Source organism: Acinetobacter sp. LMB-5 (assembly GCF_001541635.1).
GTDB lineage: Bacteria > Pseudomonadota > Gammaproteobacteria > Pseudomonadales > Moraxellaceae > Acinetobacter > Acinetobacter pittii.
This window is the reverse complement of sequence record NZ_LRDR01000008.1, coordinates 66,583-84,027: the sequence shown is the minus strand read 5'-3', so window position 1 is coordinate 84,027 and position 17,445 is coordinate 66,583. Positions and strand designations below refer to the sequence as shown.

Annotated in this window: 18 protein-coding genes; 9 read left to right on the top strand and 9 right to left on the bottom strand. The window is 39.7% G+C overall.

The features are described 5' to 3' along the window. The first annotated feature begins 47 nt into the window (after positions 1-47). Together AW165_RS12525 and AW165_RS12520 are read left to right on the top strand one after the other, a co-directional pair. Positions 48-305, top strand: a complete 258-nt coding sequence (locus AW165_RS12525) for a hypothetical protein (RefSeq protein WP_001280981.1) — start codon at positions 48-50, stop codon at positions 303-305. Positions 306-320: 15 nt separating this feature from the next. Further along, complete coding sequence (locus AW165_RS12520; protein ID WP_060466021.1) at positions 321-1,181, top strand: patatin-like phospholipase family protein; 861 nt, start codon at positions 321-323, stop codon at positions 1,179-1,181. 29 nt (positions 1,182-1,210) lie between these two features. On the opposite strand, the gene AW165_RS12515 is transcribed toward AW165_RS12520, so the two are convergent. Next, positions 1,211-1,630 carry a GNAT family N-acetyltransferase gene (locus tag AW165_RS12515; RefSeq protein WP_060466020.1) on the bottom strand — a complete coding sequence of 140 codons (420 nt, stop codon included), beginning with the start codon at positions 1,628-1,630 and terminating at the stop codon, positions 1,211-1,213. A 12-nt stretch (positions 1,631-1,642) separates the two neighbouring features. Beyond that, positions 1,643-2,854 (bottom strand): class I SAM-dependent methyltransferase, encoded by a 1,212-nt coding sequence (locus AW165_RS12510; RefSeq protein WP_081410650.1) that lies wholly within the window; start codon positions 2,852-2,854, stop codon positions 1,643-1,645. Between the two features lie 128 nt (positions 2,855-2,982). Between AW165_RS12510 and trhA the strand changes: the two genes are divergently transcribed. Next, on the top strand, positions 2,983-3,624 hold the full coding sequence (gene trhA / locus AW165_RS12505) for a PAQR family membrane homeostasis protein TrhA (protein ID WP_031944657.1): 642 nt from the start codon (positions 2,983-2,985) through the stop codon (positions 3,622-3,624). 132 nt (positions 3,625-3,756) lie between these two features. Further along, positions 3,757-5,067 carry an MFS transporter gene (locus AW165_RS12500; protein WP_016143091.1) on the top strand — a complete coding sequence of 437 codons (1,311 nt, stop codon included), beginning with the start codon at positions 3,757-3,759 and terminating at the stop codon, positions 5,065-5,067. Between the two features lie 66 nt (positions 5,068-5,133). Here the strand turns inward: AW165_RS12500 and AW165_RS12495 are convergent, their stop codons facing one another. Continuing rightward, a complete protein-coding gene (locus tag AW165_RS12495) occupies positions 5,134-5,577 on the bottom strand; it encodes a hypothetical protein (RefSeq protein ID WP_002116535.1) in 444 nt (147 codons plus the stop codon). A 131-nt stretch (positions 5,578-5,708) separates the two neighbouring features. Continuing rightward, positions 5,709-8,429 (bottom strand): preprotein translocase subunit SecA, encoded by a 2,721-nt coding sequence (secA, locus tag AW165_RS12490; RefSeq protein ID WP_060466018.1) that lies wholly within the window; start codon positions 8,427-8,429, stop codon positions 5,709-5,711. Between the two features lie 406 nt (positions 8,430-8,835). On the opposite strand from secA, the gene AW165_RS12485 reads away from it, so the two are divergent. From AW165_RS12485 to AW165_RS12475, 4 genes are read left to right on the top strand one after another with little or no spacing between them, the layout of a single operon-like run. Continuing rightward, positions 8,836-9,477 carry a peroxiredoxin gene (locus AW165_RS12485; protein ID WP_002116558.1) on the top strand — a complete coding sequence of 214 codons (642 nt, stop codon included), beginning with the start codon at positions 8,836-8,838 and terminating at the stop codon, positions 9,475-9,477. 40 nt (positions 9,478-9,517) lie between these two features. After that, a complete protein-coding gene (locus tag AW165_RS19960; RefSeq protein ID WP_212823866.1) occupies positions 9,518-9,673 on the top strand; it encodes a hypothetical protein in 156 nt (51 codons plus the stop codon). Between the two features lie 31 nt (positions 9,674-9,704). Then, complete coding sequence (locus AW165_RS12480) at positions 9,705-10,517, top strand: MBL fold metallo-hydrolase (RefSeq protein WP_212823863.1); 813 nt, start codon at positions 9,705-9,707, stop codon at positions 10,515-10,517. After that, positions 10,514-11,092 carry a dual specificity protein phosphatase family protein gene (locus AW165_RS12475; protein ID WP_005064259.1) on the top strand — a complete coding sequence of 193 codons (579 nt, stop codon included), beginning with the start codon at positions 10,514-10,516 and terminating at the stop codon, positions 11,090-11,092. Before AW165_RS12480 ends, AW165_RS12475 begins: the two co-directional genes overlap by 4 nt. A 29-nt stretch (positions 11,093-11,121) precedes the next feature. On the opposite strand, the gene AW165_RS12470 is transcribed toward AW165_RS12475, so the two are convergent. The 5 genes from AW165_RS12470 to AW165_RS12450 form a co-directional block, all read right to left on the bottom strand. Further along, positions 11,122-12,180, bottom strand: a complete 1,059-nt coding sequence (locus tag AW165_RS12470) for an SPOR domain-containing protein (protein WP_005804697.1) — start codon at positions 12,178-12,180, stop codon at positions 11,122-11,124. Continuing rightward, on the bottom strand, positions 12,171-13,457 hold the full coding sequence (gene folC, locus AW165_RS12465; protein ID WP_060466017.1) for a bifunctional tetrahydrofolate synthase/dihydrofolate synthase: 1,287 nt from the start codon (positions 13,455-13,457) through the stop codon (positions 12,171-12,173). The genes AW165_RS12470 and folC overlap by 10 nt, the downstream gene beginning before the upstream one ends. Beyond that, the gene (gene accD / locus AW165_RS12460) at positions 13,454-14,350 is read right to left on the bottom strand and encodes an acetyl-CoA carboxylase, carboxyltransferase subunit beta (protein WP_002116475.1); all 897 of its coding nucleotides are present in this window, start codon (positions 14,348-14,350) and stop codon (positions 13,454-13,456) included. Before accD ends, folC begins: the two co-directional genes overlap by 4 nt. Next, positions 14,347-15,150 (bottom strand): tryptophan synthase subunit alpha, encoded by an 804-nt coding sequence (trpA, locus tag AW165_RS12455; protein ID WP_060466016.1) that lies wholly within the window; start codon positions 15,148-15,150, stop codon positions 14,347-14,349. The genes accD and trpA overlap by 4 nt, the downstream gene beginning before the upstream one ends. A gap of 246 nt (positions 15,151-15,396) precedes the next feature. After that, positions 15,397-16,446, bottom strand: a complete 1,050-nt coding sequence (locus AW165_RS12450; RefSeq protein WP_060466015.1) for an AraC family transcriptional regulator — start codon at positions 16,444-16,446, stop codon at positions 15,397-15,399. Between the two features lie 121 nt (positions 16,447-16,567). Here AW165_RS12450 and AW165_RS12445 point away from each other — a divergent pair, with 121 nt between their 5' ends. Next, on the top strand, positions 16,568-17,443 hold the full coding sequence (locus AW165_RS12445; RefSeq protein ID WP_005072715.1) for a metal-dependent hydrolase: 876 nt from the start codon (positions 16,568-16,570) through the stop codon (positions 17,441-17,443). Positions 17,444-17,445 lie beyond the last annotated feature (2 nt).

Sequence of the window (17,445 nt, the reverse complement as noted above, 5' to 3'; positions counted from 1 at the left end):
AAATAGACTTCATTTTTGTGCTTCTACAGCACATTCGAGAAATTCTTATGTCCGATAAAAATTCTTCCGAGTCAGCAATTTTAGGCTGGAAATTTGTTCTGATCGTTGGTGTTTTAAGTGCAATTTTCCTTGGCTTTTTCTATTTAGCAATGAGTAATGAACCTGACTATATGCCAGGTGCACAGCGCAAAGCACAACAAGAGCAAATGCAGCAAAAGGCTGAACACTCTACAGAGCAACATGCTCAACATAGTGACAACATGCCTGAAATGGATATGCAAGAACATAAGCAATCAACTCAGTAATCAGATATTTTTCAAATGACAGATTTTTCCCGCAACGCACTGGTTGTAGAAGGTGGAGGCATGCGTGGTGCCTTTACCAGTGGTGTACTTGACGCGTTTTTACAACAACAGTTCAACCCATTCGATTTATATGTTGGTGTATCGTCTGGTTCAACTAATGTCGCCAACTACCTAGCAGGCCAGCAAGGCCGCACTCTAACATTTTATATTGATCATTCACTGCGTCCTGAATTTATCGATTACAAACGCTTTTTTAAAGGCGGCGACTTACTTGATTTAAAATGGATGTGGGAAATTGGTGAAAAAGAACATCCACTTGATCAACAGAGTCTTTTCGCTAAAAATCCAGATTTTTATATGGTGTTGACGCATGCCAAAACAGGTCATGCAGAATATCTTCGTGCGGGTAAAGACAATTTACTCAATGCGCTTCGTGCTTCTAGCTCAATTCCAGTTTTAACGCGTCATCCCGTCGATATTATGGGTGAACCTTATTTTGATGGTGGTGTTGCAGATGCCCTACCCGTTCGCTGGACGGCTCAGCAAAGTGGCGTCAAAAAAATGTTAGTTTTACGTACTCGTCCGAAAAACTATTTCAAAGCAAGTAGTCGAGGTGATCAATTCCTCGCAAAATATGCGTTTAAACATCATTATGGTTTCGCTAGTAGCTTGCGTAGCCGCTGTGCTCGTTATAACGCTTCGGTCGATTTTGTTCGTGGTGAAAATCCAGACCAGCAAATTTTAGAAGTGTGTCCACCGCCTCTTAAAAATATGGCTGGCCGTTTAACTACCAATCCAAAAAAGCTTCGCTACAGTTATGAAGTCGGTTTAGAAACTGGCTTACAGGCCATCGAAAGTTGGAATGCAATGAAATAAATTAAAATTGAGATTTCTAAAAAGAAATCTCAATTTAACTTCAAAACCATATCAATATGTGGAATGCCACAGTCTTCGTAAACCTCCCCCTGCACTTTAAAACCTAAAACTTCGTAAAAAGCTGTCACATAGGTTTGTGCTGAAAGCTTTAAGTAAGGCAATTTATGTTGGCGCGCATATTCAATAATATGCTGCATTAAAATTTGACCTATACCCTGCTTTCGATAAGGCATTAAAACAGCAACACGCCCTACGCTATGTTGCGGCAACAAGCGTGCTGTAGCGATAGGCTGCTCTTTGTCATAGACAATAAAATGTAGAACTGTGGCATCCAAGTCGTCCCATTCATCTTCAGGTGCAATTCCCTGTTCTCGGATAAAGACTTGTTCACGGATGTATTTGGCATCTTGCTCAAGCTGTTCCCAACCACCCTCTACAATTTTATACATCCATTCACCGTCCTAGCACTTACAGCCGATATTTTCGATCGGCAACTGATCTTGCAATAATAATTCCAACGTTTGTTTTTTAATTCCGTACATTTCTTTCAATGCTTGGATTTGAGCCATAATCTTGGTGTCAGGCTGTGAAACGTTTTTGCGTTTTGTCGCCAAAATCATTTTATTTTTGCTGGTATGTTCAAGCGATACAAACTCAAAAACTTTGGTTTCATAACCATACGCTTTTAAAAGTAAAGCACGTAAAGTGTCAGTCAGCATCTCAGCTTGTTGTCCAGCATGAATACCAAACTGTAGCATTGGTTGTAAAACTTCTGGGCTATGTAATTGAGGGCGTAACTCTTTGTGGCAACATGGTGCGCACATAATCATCGAAGCGTTTAAACGAATTCCAGTATGAATAGCAAAGTCAGTCGCAATATCACATGCGTGTAAGGCAATCATAACATCCAGCTTTTCCGGTTGATAACTACGAACATCACCTTCAAAAAAGTCTAAGTGATTAAAATGCACTTTGTCTGCAACGTTCTGGCAAAACTCCACCAAATTACGGCGCAGCTCTACACCAGTAATTAATGGTGTTTTCTGTTGTTGTTGCAGATAATCATATAATGCAAAAGTTAAATAACCTTTCCCCGAGCCAAAATCGACAATGCGTAACTCTTGTTGAGACGCATCAATCTGTTCATAGGCACTCGCAAAAATTTCGATAAATTTATTAATCTGTTTCCATTTACGAGCCATGCTTGGAATGACCTGAGCTTTTTCATCAGTAATACCCAGCTCTTTTAAAAATGCATTCCCCTGCTGTACATAGCGCTGCTTTTCACGGTCATGTGCCTGAACCGTTTGTGTCGTATTTACCGCCTGCTTTTTGCCCATATTTAATATGGCTTTTTTCTTATTTTTTTTAAGTTGAATTTCTTGAGTAGTCGAAAATAAGTTTGCTTGCTTACACTGAGTGATTAATTGCTCAATTTGTTGCAAACCTTCTTGAAATGAATAATTTTTAGTCACATCTTGGGTCGTGTGATGGTATAGAGCTGAAAGCTGTTTTTGTCCATGTAGCTCTACAATGCGGAAAGTAATTTTTTCCAGCTGCGCCAACTCTCCCTTATATTGGCTCAAGATCAAACGCTCAAAAGCTTGTTGGTCAAGCATTTGCTTGATTTCATGAAAGAATTGCTGTTCTTGCTCAAAGGAGAAAACCGACACGGATGTACCTGAAAAATGAAGACTCATATAAAATAGAAGTTTAAAGGGTCTAGGATTAAAAATAAAATAACTTTACGACTGTTTTGTATTTCTATACATTTGTATTTTTAATCAAAAAAATTAAAGTTATGAGTAAATCTGTGTTGGAAACTTACGATCCAAAAGAAGAACTATTTAATGCCTATAGTCATGGTGCTGGTGTTGTTATGGCAGTTGTAGCTTCTATCTTTTTAATTATAAAGGGATCTTATCTTTCAACTGCTCAGTGGGTGGGCTTATGGGTATACTCATTTAGTCTAATTTTAGTTTTTACCAGTTCTACGCTCTATCATTTTGCTCAAACACAAAACTTACGCTACTGGTATAAAAAACTCGACCACACTGCTATTTATTATTTAATTGCGGGAACATATACCCCGTTCTTAAGCATTGCTATACCTACGCAAAAAGCTCATATTTTACTTATTGCTCTCTGGAGCATTGCTGCAATTGGTACACTTTTCAAGTTAGTTTTTATTCATCGTTTTCAGAAAATTTCGCTACTTGCTTATGTTCTTATGGGTTGGCTTGCTGTATTTGTTATGGATGATATGCGCACCTATCTAAGTAAAGACGCGTTGATTTTGTTAATTATTGGCGGATTAGCTTATACGGTTGGAGCATTGTTTTACGCGTTAAAAAAGGTAAGATATACCCATGCGATCTGGCATATTTTTGTGCTTTTAGGTGCAGGGGCACATTTTCTTGCAATCTATTGGTACGTAGTTTAGTCCATTTTTCACTCATATTCAGTGATCCTGAAAGAGTCATGGATGATGTTCTTTCACGCTATTCTTTGAGAAAAATACGTCTTTAAAAAGAATAGTAATTAAAAATAAATTTTAACGGATATAAGGACTTATATGGAGTCAACCTCTGCGACTGCTGCTCCTGTAGTAGCCACTAATTCAAAAACACGAGTTTTGTTTGCAAGCTTAGTCGGTACAACCATTGAGTTCTTCGACTTTTATATCTATGCAACAGCTGCCGTGATTATCTTTCCTCACCTATTTTTCCCTGCTAGTAGTGGCAGTGCCGCAGTCTTACAATCTCTGGCAACCTTTGCAATTGCCTTTATTGCCCGTCCTATCGGTGCCGCATTATTTGGCCATCTAGGAGATCGTATTGGCCGAAAAGCAACTTTAGTTGCAGCTTTACTGACTATGGGTATTTCAACTGTATGTATTGGTTTGCTTCCAACCTATGCCCAAATCGGGATTGTCGCACCATTACTATTAGCTGTTTGTCGTTTAGGACAAGGCTTAGGCCTAGGCGGTGAATGGAGCGGTGCAGTATTATTAGCGACTGAAAATGCCCCAGAAGGAAAAAGAGCATGGTACGGCATGTTTCCGCAGCTAGGTGCCCCAATTGGCTTTATTTTGGCAACAGGTTCATTCTTACTATTAAGCGCAGTTATTCCTGAGCAAGCATTCATGCAATGGGGTTGGCGTATTCCATTCATTGCCAGTGCTGTATTGGTTATTGTTGGCTTATATATCCGTTTAAAACTTCATGAAACTCCAGCTTTCCAGAAAGTCTTAGATAAGCAAAAAGAAGTTAATATTCCATTTAAAGAAGTTTTAACCAAACATACCGGTAAGCTTATTCTTGGTACAGTTGCAGCAATCTGTACCTTTGTTGTGTTCTATCTTACTACCGTATTTGCCTTAAACTGGGGAACCACTAAACTGGGTTATGCGCGTGGTGAATTCTTAGAACTTCAACTCTTTGCCACACTTTGCTTCGCCGCATTCATTCCTTTATCGGCTATTTTTGCAGAAAAATTTGGTCGTAAAACAACTTCTATTGGCGTTTGTATTGCTGCTGCGATTTTCGGCTTGTTTTTCTCTAGTATGTTAGAGTCTGGAAATACCTTAATTGTATTCCTTTTCTTATGTACTGGCTTGGCAATTATGGGCTTAACATATGGTCCAATTGGTACAGTTCTTTCTGAACTTTTCCCAACTTCAGTTCGATATACAGGTTCAGCATTAACTTTTAACTTGGCTGGTATTTTTGGTGCATCGTTTGCCCCACTGATTGCGACTAAACTTGCTGAAACTTATGGTTTATATGCGGTTGGTTATTATCTTACTGCTGCATCACTTTTATCACTTATCGCATTCTTACTCATTCGTGAAACAAAAAATGATGATGTGAATAATCAGATTTAAAGTTGTAAAGACACCCCCATGAAAAAGCCAGTTCAATTTGAACTGGCTTTTTTATACGTATATGAATTAATTCATTGATGCAGGATTTGCGGGAGCAACACTATTTGTTGCAGCTGGCGCTGTTACATTGCTTGCTGCAACTGCTGCTGGTCCTGCTACTGCTGCTTCACCAATTAAAGCAACTTTTGCTTTTTCTTGGCTTTTTGCAGAAAGAGCTGGGTTACTTGCCACAATTCGATTAATGTTTGCTGAGTTTGCCGGAGCAATCGCTGTAGTTTGTAAAATAATTGGGCGATTACCTGTGTTACCCAACGTATAGCGAATCCCTGTACGTGGACTAATCACTGTAGTATTTTCTTGCTTCACTACAGCTTGAGCCGAAGTTGGGCCTTTTGCTGCAAGTACTTTGTCAACCGTTGTCGTTTGAGGGGCTGAAGCTGCTTCTGCTGCAAAAACAAAACTTGGTACAGCAAGAACAGTTAAAAATAAAGGTTGTAATACTTTTTTCATTGTCTTTCCAACATACACTCTGGATGAGAAGTAAATAGCATTTAATGCTTAAAACTGCAAACATTATTCACAGGCTTACTACAAACATAAAAAAAGCAGAACAATTGTTCTGCTTTTTTTGTGAAGGCAGATTAGATCTTACCGTGACATTGCTTATATTTTAGTCCTGAACCACATGGGCATGGGGCATTACGGCTTTCTGGAACAGGGAAAGCTTGCTGATCGGCAGACTCGTTCATGGTTTCTTGAGAAAGTGTAACTTCACCAGTTAAACCATCTACATCATCATGTTCAAAAGAAAGCTTCATCGATTCAGCTTGCTGCTGCTGTTGAGCTTCCATTTCTGCAAGTTCTTCTGGTGTTGGGATATGTACGCGAGACAAATCAGTCACAACATCAGTTTTAATAATACCCAACATGTTTACAAACAGGTTGAAAGCTTCTTTCTTATATTCCTGCTCAGGGTTCTTTTGCGCATAGCCACGTAAGTGAATACCTTGACGCAAATAATCCATTGCAGCCAAGTGATCTTTCCAATGGCGATCAAGAGAATTTAAAACGAAATGGCGCTCAAGCATTGCTGCTGATTCATCACCCATTTGAGCACGGCGCTGACGATAACGCTCAATCACTTCATCACTAATACGCTCAACCAAACCTTCTTCATCTAAACGACGATCTTGGTCTAACCATTCTTGAATTGGCAGCTCAATACCTAAATCAATACGTAAAGCATTTTCTAAACCTTCCACATCCCACTGGTCATGAATTGACTCTGGTGGAATAAAGTTGGCAATCATGCCTTGCATCACTTCACGATGCATTTCTTCAACGTATTCTTTTAAGGTATTTTCAGCTAATACTTCATCACGTTGTGAGTAAATGATCTTACGCTGTTCATTATTCACATCATCGTATTTTAATAAGTTCTTACGAATATCGAAGTTACGCGCTTCAACTTTACGCTGAGCATTCTCAATCGAACGGCTCACCATTTTATGTTCAATCGCTTCGTCTTCTTTTAAACCCATCGCGCGCATCATACCAACGACACGGTCGCCTGCGAAAATACGCATAAGGTCATCTTCAAGAGATAAATAGAAACGAGAAACACCAGGGTCACCCTGACGACCGGCACGACCACGTAACTGGTTGTCAATACGACGTGATTCATGGCGTTCAGAACCAATGATATGCAAACCACCGGCTTGCAATACATCTTCGTGGTCTTGTTCCCATTGTGCTTTTAGACGTGCTTCATCTTCTGCAGTTGGGTTTTCAAGTTTGGCAAGCTTAGCTTTCCAGTTACCACCCAAGATAATATCCGTACCACGACCAGCCATGTTAGTTGCAATCGTTACTGCATTCGGGCTACCCGCTTGAGCAATAATGTCAGCTTCACGCTCATGCTGCTTTGCATTCAACACTTCATGATGAATACCAGCTTGCATTAACTTAGAAGATAAAATTTCGCTGGCTTCAATGGTTGCTGTACCAATCAGAATTGGAGCCACACCCTGCTGACGAATATTCATAATTTCTTGAATAATCGCGTTATATTTGCCGTTACGGTTTAAATAAATTAAATCGTTTTGGTCGTTACGAATCATTGGACGGTGAGTTGGAATAATCACAACATCAAGACCGTAAATTTCTTTCATTTCCGCAGCTTCAGTATCAGCAGTACCTGTCATACCTGAAAGCTTTTTATAGAGACGGAAATAGTTCTGGAATGTTGTTGTCGCTAAAGTTTGGTTTTCAGGCTGAATTTCTAAGCCTTCTTTTGCTTCAACAGCTTGATGCAAACCTTCTGACCAACGACGACCCGGCATAGTACGACCCGTATGTTCATCGACAATAACCACTTCACCATCATGAATAATATAGTGAACATCACGTTGGAATAGGAAATGCGCACGAATAGCAGCAGATACATGGTGAACAAGGTTTAGGTTTGTTGCTGAATATAAGCTTTCGCCTTCGGCCAACAAGCCCATTTGAATAAGTTCTTGTTCAACAGTTTCATAACCAACTTCGGTCATTTCAACTGAACGCTGCTTTTCATCAATCCAAAAATGGCCGCCATCTGCTACTTTTTCTTCTTTTTGCGGATGCAATTTAGGTGGAATCGTATTGATTGCACTGTAGAGGTGTGAAGAGTCTTCACTTTGACCAGAAATAATTAATGGTGTACGTGCCTCATCAATTAAGATGGAGTCAACTTCATCGATAATGGCATAGTGCAAACCACGTTGTTTCTTTTCTGCTAAAGAAAACACCATGTTGTCACGTAAGTAGTCAAAACCGAATTCGTTATTGGTACCGTAAGTAATATCTGCAAGATAAGCTTCCGCTTTTTCTGATGGACCTTGCATTGAATAAATCGTACCAATTGATAGGCCCAAAAATTCAAATAATGGGCGGTTCAACTCGGCATCACGCTGTGCCAAATAATCGTTCACAGTAATGACATGTACACCCTGACCACTCAAAGCGTTTAAATAACACGCCAGAGTACCCATAAGGGTTTTACCTTCACCAGTACGCATCTCGGCAATCTTACCTTCATGTAAGGTAATACCACCAATTAACTGAACGTCATAATGACGCATACCCATTACACGTTTAGCAGCTTCACGACAAACTGCAAACGCTTCTGGAAGTAATTTATCTAAACTTTCGCCATTATTATAACGTTGTTTGAATTCTGGAGTTTTTGCAGATAAGTCTGCATCGCTTAAAGCTGATATCGTCGGCTCGAGCGCATTGATTTGCTCAACAATTTTGCGCATGCGTTTGAGTTCACGCTCATTTTTTGTACCGAAGATACCTCCGATCAGACTTGCCAACATGGATAAACTCTCTAAATCTTGCTTGGTCAAATGAATAAACTTTTTCTCAGTCGTTTATTATGGTGTCAGAAATTTGAAGTACAAGGGGTTTGCACAAAACCCCTAAAAAAAATCTGATAGTTAGACGAATGGTTTTTCATTCATCTAATCTCCCCTTAATGTGCCGAGCACCAAAAACACACCATTAACGCTCATCGATTAAGCATAACTTCCGAGGAATCTAATTTAGCAAATTTACCTTAAAGTTACATTGATTAAGCACTTAAAATAATGAGTTTTAGTCATATATATTTACACTTATATAAAAAGTTCATAATAAAATACAAAAACAATAATTTTAATCATAAAGTAAATGCTGCATATTCATTCAATCGAATAACAAATTATGAGCAATTGAGGAAAGATCATGACACTACGATTAGGAGATACTGCTCCCGATTTTCAACAAGAATCGAGTGAAGGCACAATTAATTTTTATGATTTTTTAGGGGATAGTTGGGGAATCTTATTTTCACATCCAGCCGACTATACTCCTGTATGTACAACTGAGTTAGGTTATACAGCAAAATTAAAAGATGAATTTACCAAGCGTAATGTTAAAGCGATTGCTTTATCTGTAGACGATGTAGAGTCGCATAAGGGCTGGATCAACGATATTAATGAAACACAAAACACAACTGTAAACTTTCCAATCATTGCAGATAAAGACCGTAAGGTATCTGAGCTCTATGGTTTTATCCACCCTAACGCTAGTGAAACACTGACAGTGCGCTCATTAGTGATTATTGATCCTAACAAAAAAGTTCGCTTAATCATTACCTATCCTGCTTCGACAGGCCGAAATTTTAATGAAGTCTTACGTGTTGTGGATTCATTACAATTAACAGATAAGCATAAAGTCGCTACACCAGCGAACTGGCAACAAGGCGAAGATGTCGTTATTGTGCCATCACTTAAAGATGAAGAAGAAATTAAACAACGTTTCCCTAAAGGCTATACGGCTGTTAAACCTTATTTACGCCTCACGCCACAGCCTGAGCAAGATTAAAGCCTTTAAAAGGCTTTAATCAAAGCGCAAGACAAACGCAGTGCGTAGGCAAACATCTGAAAAAGTCCCTACAAGACAAGCGAAGCGCGTAGCCACACTTAGATTAAATATCACACCCGAAAAAGTCATCCGTAGTGATGGCTTTTTTATTTATGTATTGAATACTCATGGTTTTTATTGTTCAGATCAGTTATAACTCGAAACGATTCGGTAAAAAAATAAAAATCATGATCTATAAAATTCATCATTTAAAGTGTGGCAGCATGTGCCCAGTTTGTGCCCCCTTATTTGGACAAAAAGGCTTCCGAGCTGAGGTAATCTGTCATTGTCTTTTAGTTGAAACTGATCGAGGCTTAGTGCTTATCGATACTGGTTTTGGCTTGCAAGATTACTTACATATGAAGCAGCGCCTAGGCTCATTAGTTAAACGCTTAGGCAATATTGACCATAATCTTGAATTTAGTGCGATCCAACAAATCCAAAAGCTCGGGTTTAGTCCCAAAGATGTACAGCATATCTTTGTCACTCATCTTGATTTTGACCATGCTGGTGGTATCTCAGATTTTCCTCATGCCACAGTTCATGTTTTAGCAGCAGAATACAACGCTGCCCAACTTCCAAATTTTAAAGGCAAACTTCGCTATAGAACCAATCAATATAAAGATCATCGGTATTGGAACTTCGTTGAATATCAAAAAGGTGAAGCATGGTTCAACCTCGAAAAAGTCAAAGGTTTTCCGCTGTTTCAAGATGAAATTTTAATGATACCACTGTTAGGACATACAGCTGGACATTGCGGAATTGCCATAAAGCAACAAAATCAATGGTTATTATTTTGTGGAGATGCCTACTACTCACACCTAGAGTTAAACCCTAAAAATAAATTAAGATCACTTGGTCTGGTGGAAAAAACATTTGCAGAAGATAATGAAAAGCGTCTTTTTAACCTCAAGCGTTTACAGCATTTAGCTCAACATGAATCCACGATTGAAATAATTTGTGCTCACGACCCTGATGAGCTTAAACGGTATCAAACATGAAGAAATTATCGCTCCTTACACTTGTCATCTGTATAAGTTTACAAGGATGTATGCAGCACGAAAGTATCGCCCATGAGCATCGACCACAAGATTGGGGAAGCTTAGTTTCTCAGACTCATAACTTTTATCAAATTAGTAATGATGTTTATCGCAGTGAACAACCTGATACAGCAATGATTTCTGAATTAAAGAATCATCAAATTGGAACGATCATTAATTTAAGAGCCAAAGACGCAGATAGTTTAGTTTTTAAAAATGAAAATTTTAATCTTGTACATATTCCTATCAACACTTGGGCAATTGACCGACAAGATCTCTTAGAAGTCATGCAACAAATCAAAATTGCCAAGCAGAATGATCAGCGCGTTTTATTGCACTGCTACCATGGTTCAGATCGTACAGGGGCCAGCGTTGCCATGTATCGCATTATTTTTGAAAATTGGGCAATTGATGATGCGGTTAAGGAAATGAAACAAGGGGGTTACGGTTATCATATTATTTGGAAGAACATTGACCGATTATTTACACCTGAAAATGTAAGATGGATTCAACAGCAACTGTCGAATCCATCTTAGTGACATCTTGAGTGGAATTTTTAATTTGGTTAACGTTGGTCTAACGGTACCCAGTCAATCACCCACGCTGATTTCATGTTTAAACTTGAATCAGAAGTAATTTTCTTACGCGCAGCATCTGCTGTATCACGGTCTTTTGCAGGTCCAACCATAATACGAATACCCTTACTGGTTGGGCTTGTAGTAACCTTATAGCCTTTAGCTCGTAATTTAGAAACAACTGCATCTGCATTGGCTTGGTTAGCAGCCAAAGCGACTTGAACCATCCACTTTTTATCGCCATTTTCAAGCAGTTCACGTGCTTTTTCAGCTTCAGCTTTTTTCTCAGCTTCCGCTTTTCGTTTAGCATCAGAGGCTTTTTTATCAGCTTCTGCTTGTCGTTTGGCTTCAGCAGCTTTCTTGTCTGCTTCTGCTTGGCGTTTTGCTTCTGCAGCCTTTTTATCTGCTTCTGCCTGTCGTTTAGCTTCAGCTGATTTCTTTTCTGCTTCCGCTTGACGTTTTGCTTCAGTTGCTTTTTTGTCTGCTTCTGCTTGACGCTTAGCATCAGCCGCTTTCTTGTCTGCTTCTGCTTGTCGTTTGGCTTCTGCAGCTTTTTTGTCTGCATCTATTTTTGAAGTATCAGTTGTTTTATTCACCGTATTGGTTTGCTGGTTTTTAGCTTTCGCCTCACCCACTAACTCCGGTGGAATATTATCTGAACTTTCTTGAGCCGCTGTACGGCGCGCATTAATCGCAGCGTACTCTGCTGCAGCTTTACGAGCAGCATCAGCTTCAGCTTGCTGCTGCATTGCTAAGAACTCAGCTGCACGTGCTTCTTGTTCAGCAACGGCCTTTTCACGCGCACGGCGCTGTTCTTCTAGCAAACGTTTTTCAGTTTCAACATCAACCGCAAGAGGTTGTAGTTGTACCATTTGCCCTTCAGTTGTCTGTTTTGGTTTAGTTTGAGTTTTTGGCGATGTGGATGCGGATGGTTGAGCTTCAACCTGTTTTATTTCCTCATTTCCTTTTAGAAGTAATGCTGCCAATAAAACACCACCTCCTAGTAAAACAACGCCACCCATCCAGCGTTGTTTGTTATTCATTGACATTCTTCCAAATACTCCCAAATCGCTTCTAAAGTATGAAACGAACCACAGGCTAAAATCAGCTGATTGTTATTTGTTTGCTCAAGCGCTGATTTAAAAGCCTCTTTGATATTGCCATATTGTTGTACTGTCTGGCCTTGCAAGGCATCATTGAGTTGCTGAATCGGTGCAGCACGCGGCACATTCAATTCAGCAATTTTCCAATGTAAAACAGTAGGTTTCAATAAATCGACTACCGATTTTATATCTTTATCTGCCAGCATTGAAAATACTGCGACAACTTCTGTGTACTGTTTATTGTATTCTAAGAAATTTCGCAATTGCTTTAACAAAAATTCAACACCATGTGGATTGTGCCCAGCATCAAAAATGACCGTTTTCCCGTCCACTTGGCGCTGTTCAAAACGCCCTGCTAAGCGAGCAGATAGAATACCTTTTTCTAATGCTGACTGAGAAATTTCAAGTCCGCTATTTAAAATGGCCGCAACTGCTCCTGCAATATTTTCAATCGCTAATGTACCTAAAGGAAGTTTTAAAGTGGTTCCTTCCGAAGCAAAGTACCAGTTTTGTCCATCTTCTGCGAGCTTATAAAAATAATCACGATTAACGGTATATAAGTCTGCTTGTGAACTTTGTGCTTTATCTTGAATTGCTTGCGGTAATTGTTGCTCACCCGCGAAGATAACTGGAATATGTGGACGAATAATGCCTGCTTTTTCAAAAGCAATTTTTTCGATGGTATCGCCTAGCCAATCTGTGTGATCTAGGCCAATATTAGTAATCACTGCAATGTCGGGATCAATCACATTGACGACATCTAAACGCCCGCCCAAACCAACTTCGAGCACCCATACATCACATTGTTGTTGTTTAAAAATAACAAAAGCAGCCAAAGTGGTTGCTTCAAAAAAAGATAAGCTTAAATCACAATCGCGACGAGCCTGATCGACTTGAACAAAAGCATCAATCAGACTTTGATCATCGACTTCAACTCCACCTAACTTAACTCGCTCATTAAAGCGATAGATATGCGGTGACTGATATAACCCAACTTTATAACCTTGTGCGTTTAATATCGCAGCCAGTGTGGTTGTGGTCGAGCCTTTACCATTCGTTCCGGCTACTGTAAAAACTTTAGCATGAGGCTGAGTTACACCCAGCTTTTCTGCAACAGGAATTACACGTTCCAGACCAAGATCTATCCCTGTAACGTGAACATGGCTCCAATAATTGAGCCATGTATCTAAAGAGTCTATTGAAAGTGGAGCTTGTTGGTTCAAGGTAAGTTCATCAATTTCGATACAAGTCGAGATACAGTATCACGTAAAGCGTGGCGATGAACAATCTGATCGATTACACCATGATCAAGCAAATATTCAGCACGTTGGAACGGTTCTTCAAGAGTTTCACGTACAGTCTGCTCAATTACACGTTTACCAGCAAAGCCAATCATTGCTTTAGGTTCAGCAATATGAATATCACCCAACATTGCTAAAGAAGCTGTTACACCGCCATACACAGGATGTGTTAATACAACGATATATGGTAAGCCCGCATCTTTTAATTTTTGAATCGCAGCAGAAGTACGCGCCATTTGCATAAGCGATAACATACCTTCTTGCATACGCGCGCCGCCAGAAGCTGCGAAACAGATTAATGGCTGACGTTTTTCAATTGCAAGCTCGGCAGCCTTTACAAAACGGTCACCTACAACTGTACCCATTGAGCCGCCCATAAAGTCGAACTCAAAAGCACATGCAATCATATCTACGCCATTTAAGTTACCTTGCATGGCAATTAACGCTTCCGTTTCACCAGTTTTGCTTTGCGCTTCACGCATACGATCTGGATACGGTTTAGAGTCAACAAACTTTAATGGATCTTTAGCAGTAAATTCTTGACCCAATTCAGTTACAACATTATCGAAGAACCAGTTCAAGCGGTCACGAGCTTTCATTCGCAAGTGTTCATCACATTGCGGACAAACATATGCATTGAAAGAAATTGCTGTACGTGTCACTAGTGCATGACATTCAGGACATTCTATCGTTGGCTCAGTAAATGTTGCTTTGAGAATTTGTTGCTCATCTGCGACTTCAATACCTGGAACCGGACGTTTTGTCCATGGTGTCGAAGGGCTAAGAACTTTCCCTGGTTTCACTTCTTGATTCATACTAACTCATCGAGCGCTGCTCGAAGCTCCTTGACTTTACTCACCGTCTGTTCAACAGCGTCATCCGCTGCCAACGTTGCAAAATTTTTAACGAAAGCACTACCTACAATCACGGCATCAGCAACGCTACCCATTGCTTTTGCTGAAGCGGCATCACTAATACCAAAACCAACACCCACTGGAATATTCGTGGCATTTTTGATTTTTTGAATACGCGCAGCAGCTTCTGCCGTATCAAGTGTTGCTGCTCCAGTTACACCCTTAAGTGAAACGTAGTAGATAAAACCACTTGCCTGATTTGTCACATGTTGAATGCGTTGATCTGTAGAAGTTGGCGCAAGTAAGAAAATTTGGTCCATATCATGTTGTTTCAACACAGCACCAAACTCTTTTGACTCTTCTGGTGGTAAATCTACAAGTAGTAAACCATCTACACCACATTGTTTCGCATGAGAAACAAACTTCTCGTAACCAATCACTTCAACCGGATTCAGATAACCCATTAAAACAACAGGTGTTTCCTGATCCTGCTCACGGAACTCTTTTACCATGTTAAGTGCATCCAACGTATTGGTCCCTGCTGCAAGCGCACGTTCAGCTGCAAGCGCAATTATCGGACCATCAGCCATTGGATCTGAAAATGGTAAACCAAGCTCAATGACATCTACTCCTGCCGCAACCATTTTATGCAGTAACGGAACCGTTACTTGTGGCTGTGGATCACCCGCCATAACATAAGATACAAGCGCTTTACGTTGTTGGGACTTAAGCTTTTCAAAACGGGTGGCAAGACGTGACATAGGGTTGTGCTTTCCTTGAATTATTTAAAATTGAGGAGTTGTTTGTAGAAATACAAGAACATCGCATTTTAACGCTATTTTTTGTCCATTGAACAGGTCTAACGTTATGGCGATATTCGATTGTATGATTCATACAACCCATGGTGTACATTTATCAATATTTTGAAACTTTTCTCAATGATCAAAGCTTCCTATTTTCGAGCCATTATTAGATCGCCACATGATCAAAAAACAATCATGCAAAACTTATTTCTCAACATTTTTATTGGCGAGTTGTAATTCCCTTTTCCGCATGAGTAAAGTTTGTCCTGTCAAATTTTTATGAGCCCGTGCAAGTGCCGACTGATCCGAATATCCCAACTGTTCAGCAATTGTGGTGAGGCTTTCATTTTGGTGAAGTAATATTTCACAGCGTTTCATGCGTTCAGTATCTAAAATTAATTTAAATGAAGTATTTAATGACTGTAATTGACGCTGCAAGCTACGTACTGAAATATTCAACTCGATGGCAATATCCTCTATTTTCGGGGCTTGTTGCTTGTGTTTGAAATATTCATGAACAATCCAATGTATTTGCTGAGCCAAATCTGTATGTATTTTCCGCTGAGCCAATGCCTCTTCTGCTTGTTTCACTAAAAGTTGCATTAAGCTGGGGTCTGCATGTCGAGGACGAACATTCAATCCCTCACTTGCAAAAGTTAATGCATAGTATGGTTGCTCAAATGATAATTTACATTGAAAGAAACGCTGATAGTGAACTAAGGGACCACGTGAGCGGTGCACAAACTCAACATGCTGCAAGAGAAAATCATGGAAAGGAGCAATTTGTTTAGCAAGCTGAACCATAGCAGCTAAAGTCAGCTCACAAAGTATAATATTACTGGCATCAACTAGCGGCCAATACAAACGAATGTTAGAAGCATCTTGCTCAACTTGCATAGGTACGACTTGCTCACCGTCAATGACGAGCCGATGAAATTTCATGACATATTCAAGAACCTCTGCAAAGCTCCCACTCCGAGAAGCCATGTATCCCAGTACACCAAAATTGGCAGGTGTAATACAAGTTGCCATTTCTAGGGCTAAATTAGAAACTTGTAGACGAGACTCTGTCAGCTCTAAAAGTTCAAGAAAAAAGTTTAAAGAAGATTGAGCATCAATAGATGAAGCTAAAATATTTTGAACTTGACGGGCCTGAACATCTGTAAGGTTTAATGCCTGCCAATCGACTCCTTTTTCTTTTAGATAAGTATTCCACAGATAAAAGTAGCCATTTGAAATCGTAAAATCCTGCATGGCTCATCCTTTTTTTAATGCCATCTTGTCGCAAACTGTATAAAAATTGGCAATAACTGTCAAAACAAAGCCGACTATTAGCGACATACTAATGAACATGTTAGATGCGAGAAATAAAAATATGAACGCACATGTTTCTTATCAGGTCGAGCCAGTGGTTCGTAAAGATCTGGATTTTCATTTAAACGAAGCGCCTCGCTTTTGGTTTAATAATGATCCTTTTTTGACTCGTATGTTTGATGCGCTCAGCTTAACCTTTCCGGATGGAGAGCGTTATTTTATTGAATGTGTCCGCATGTTCCGAGACAAAATTGATGATCCCGAACTACAAAAACGGGTTGCAGACTTTATTAAACAAGAAGCTCAACACGGTATTGCACATGACAAAATGAATCAGCTCATGAAAGAGCAAGGCATGCCTGTTGACCAGTTCACAGCTACACTTAAAAGAATTTTTCGTTTTGAACTCACCAAACGCTCACCACAATACAATATTGCAATGACAGCGGCAGCGGAACATTTAACAGCGCTAATGGCAGAAACGTTTTATAGCCATAAAAAAACTTTAGAAAATGCTCACCCCTATGTTCGAGCGCTATTCGCGTGGCATGCCATTGAAGAGATGGAGCACCGCGATGTTGCTTTTGATGTCATGAAACAAGTAGGTGAAGTTCCTGAGTCGACTCGTCGTTTTGTATTGGTTCTTACGACAGTACTGATGTTTGGCTTTACACTCTATCGCACGAATATCATGTTGAAATGTGATGGCTTTAGTCCAAGAGAAAGACTCTTGATGAATCTTAAAGGTTTACCTTGGTTCTTTGGCAAAAATGGCACATTAACCGCTATGAAAAACCAATATTTAGATTGGTTTAAAAAAGACTTTCATCCAAGTCAGCATCCAGTCATTCGTCAATATCCTGTTTGGATTGAAACACTCGAAAAGACCAATGATCCTATTGCAGCTGGTGAGGCATTCTGGCAAGCAGGTTTATAACC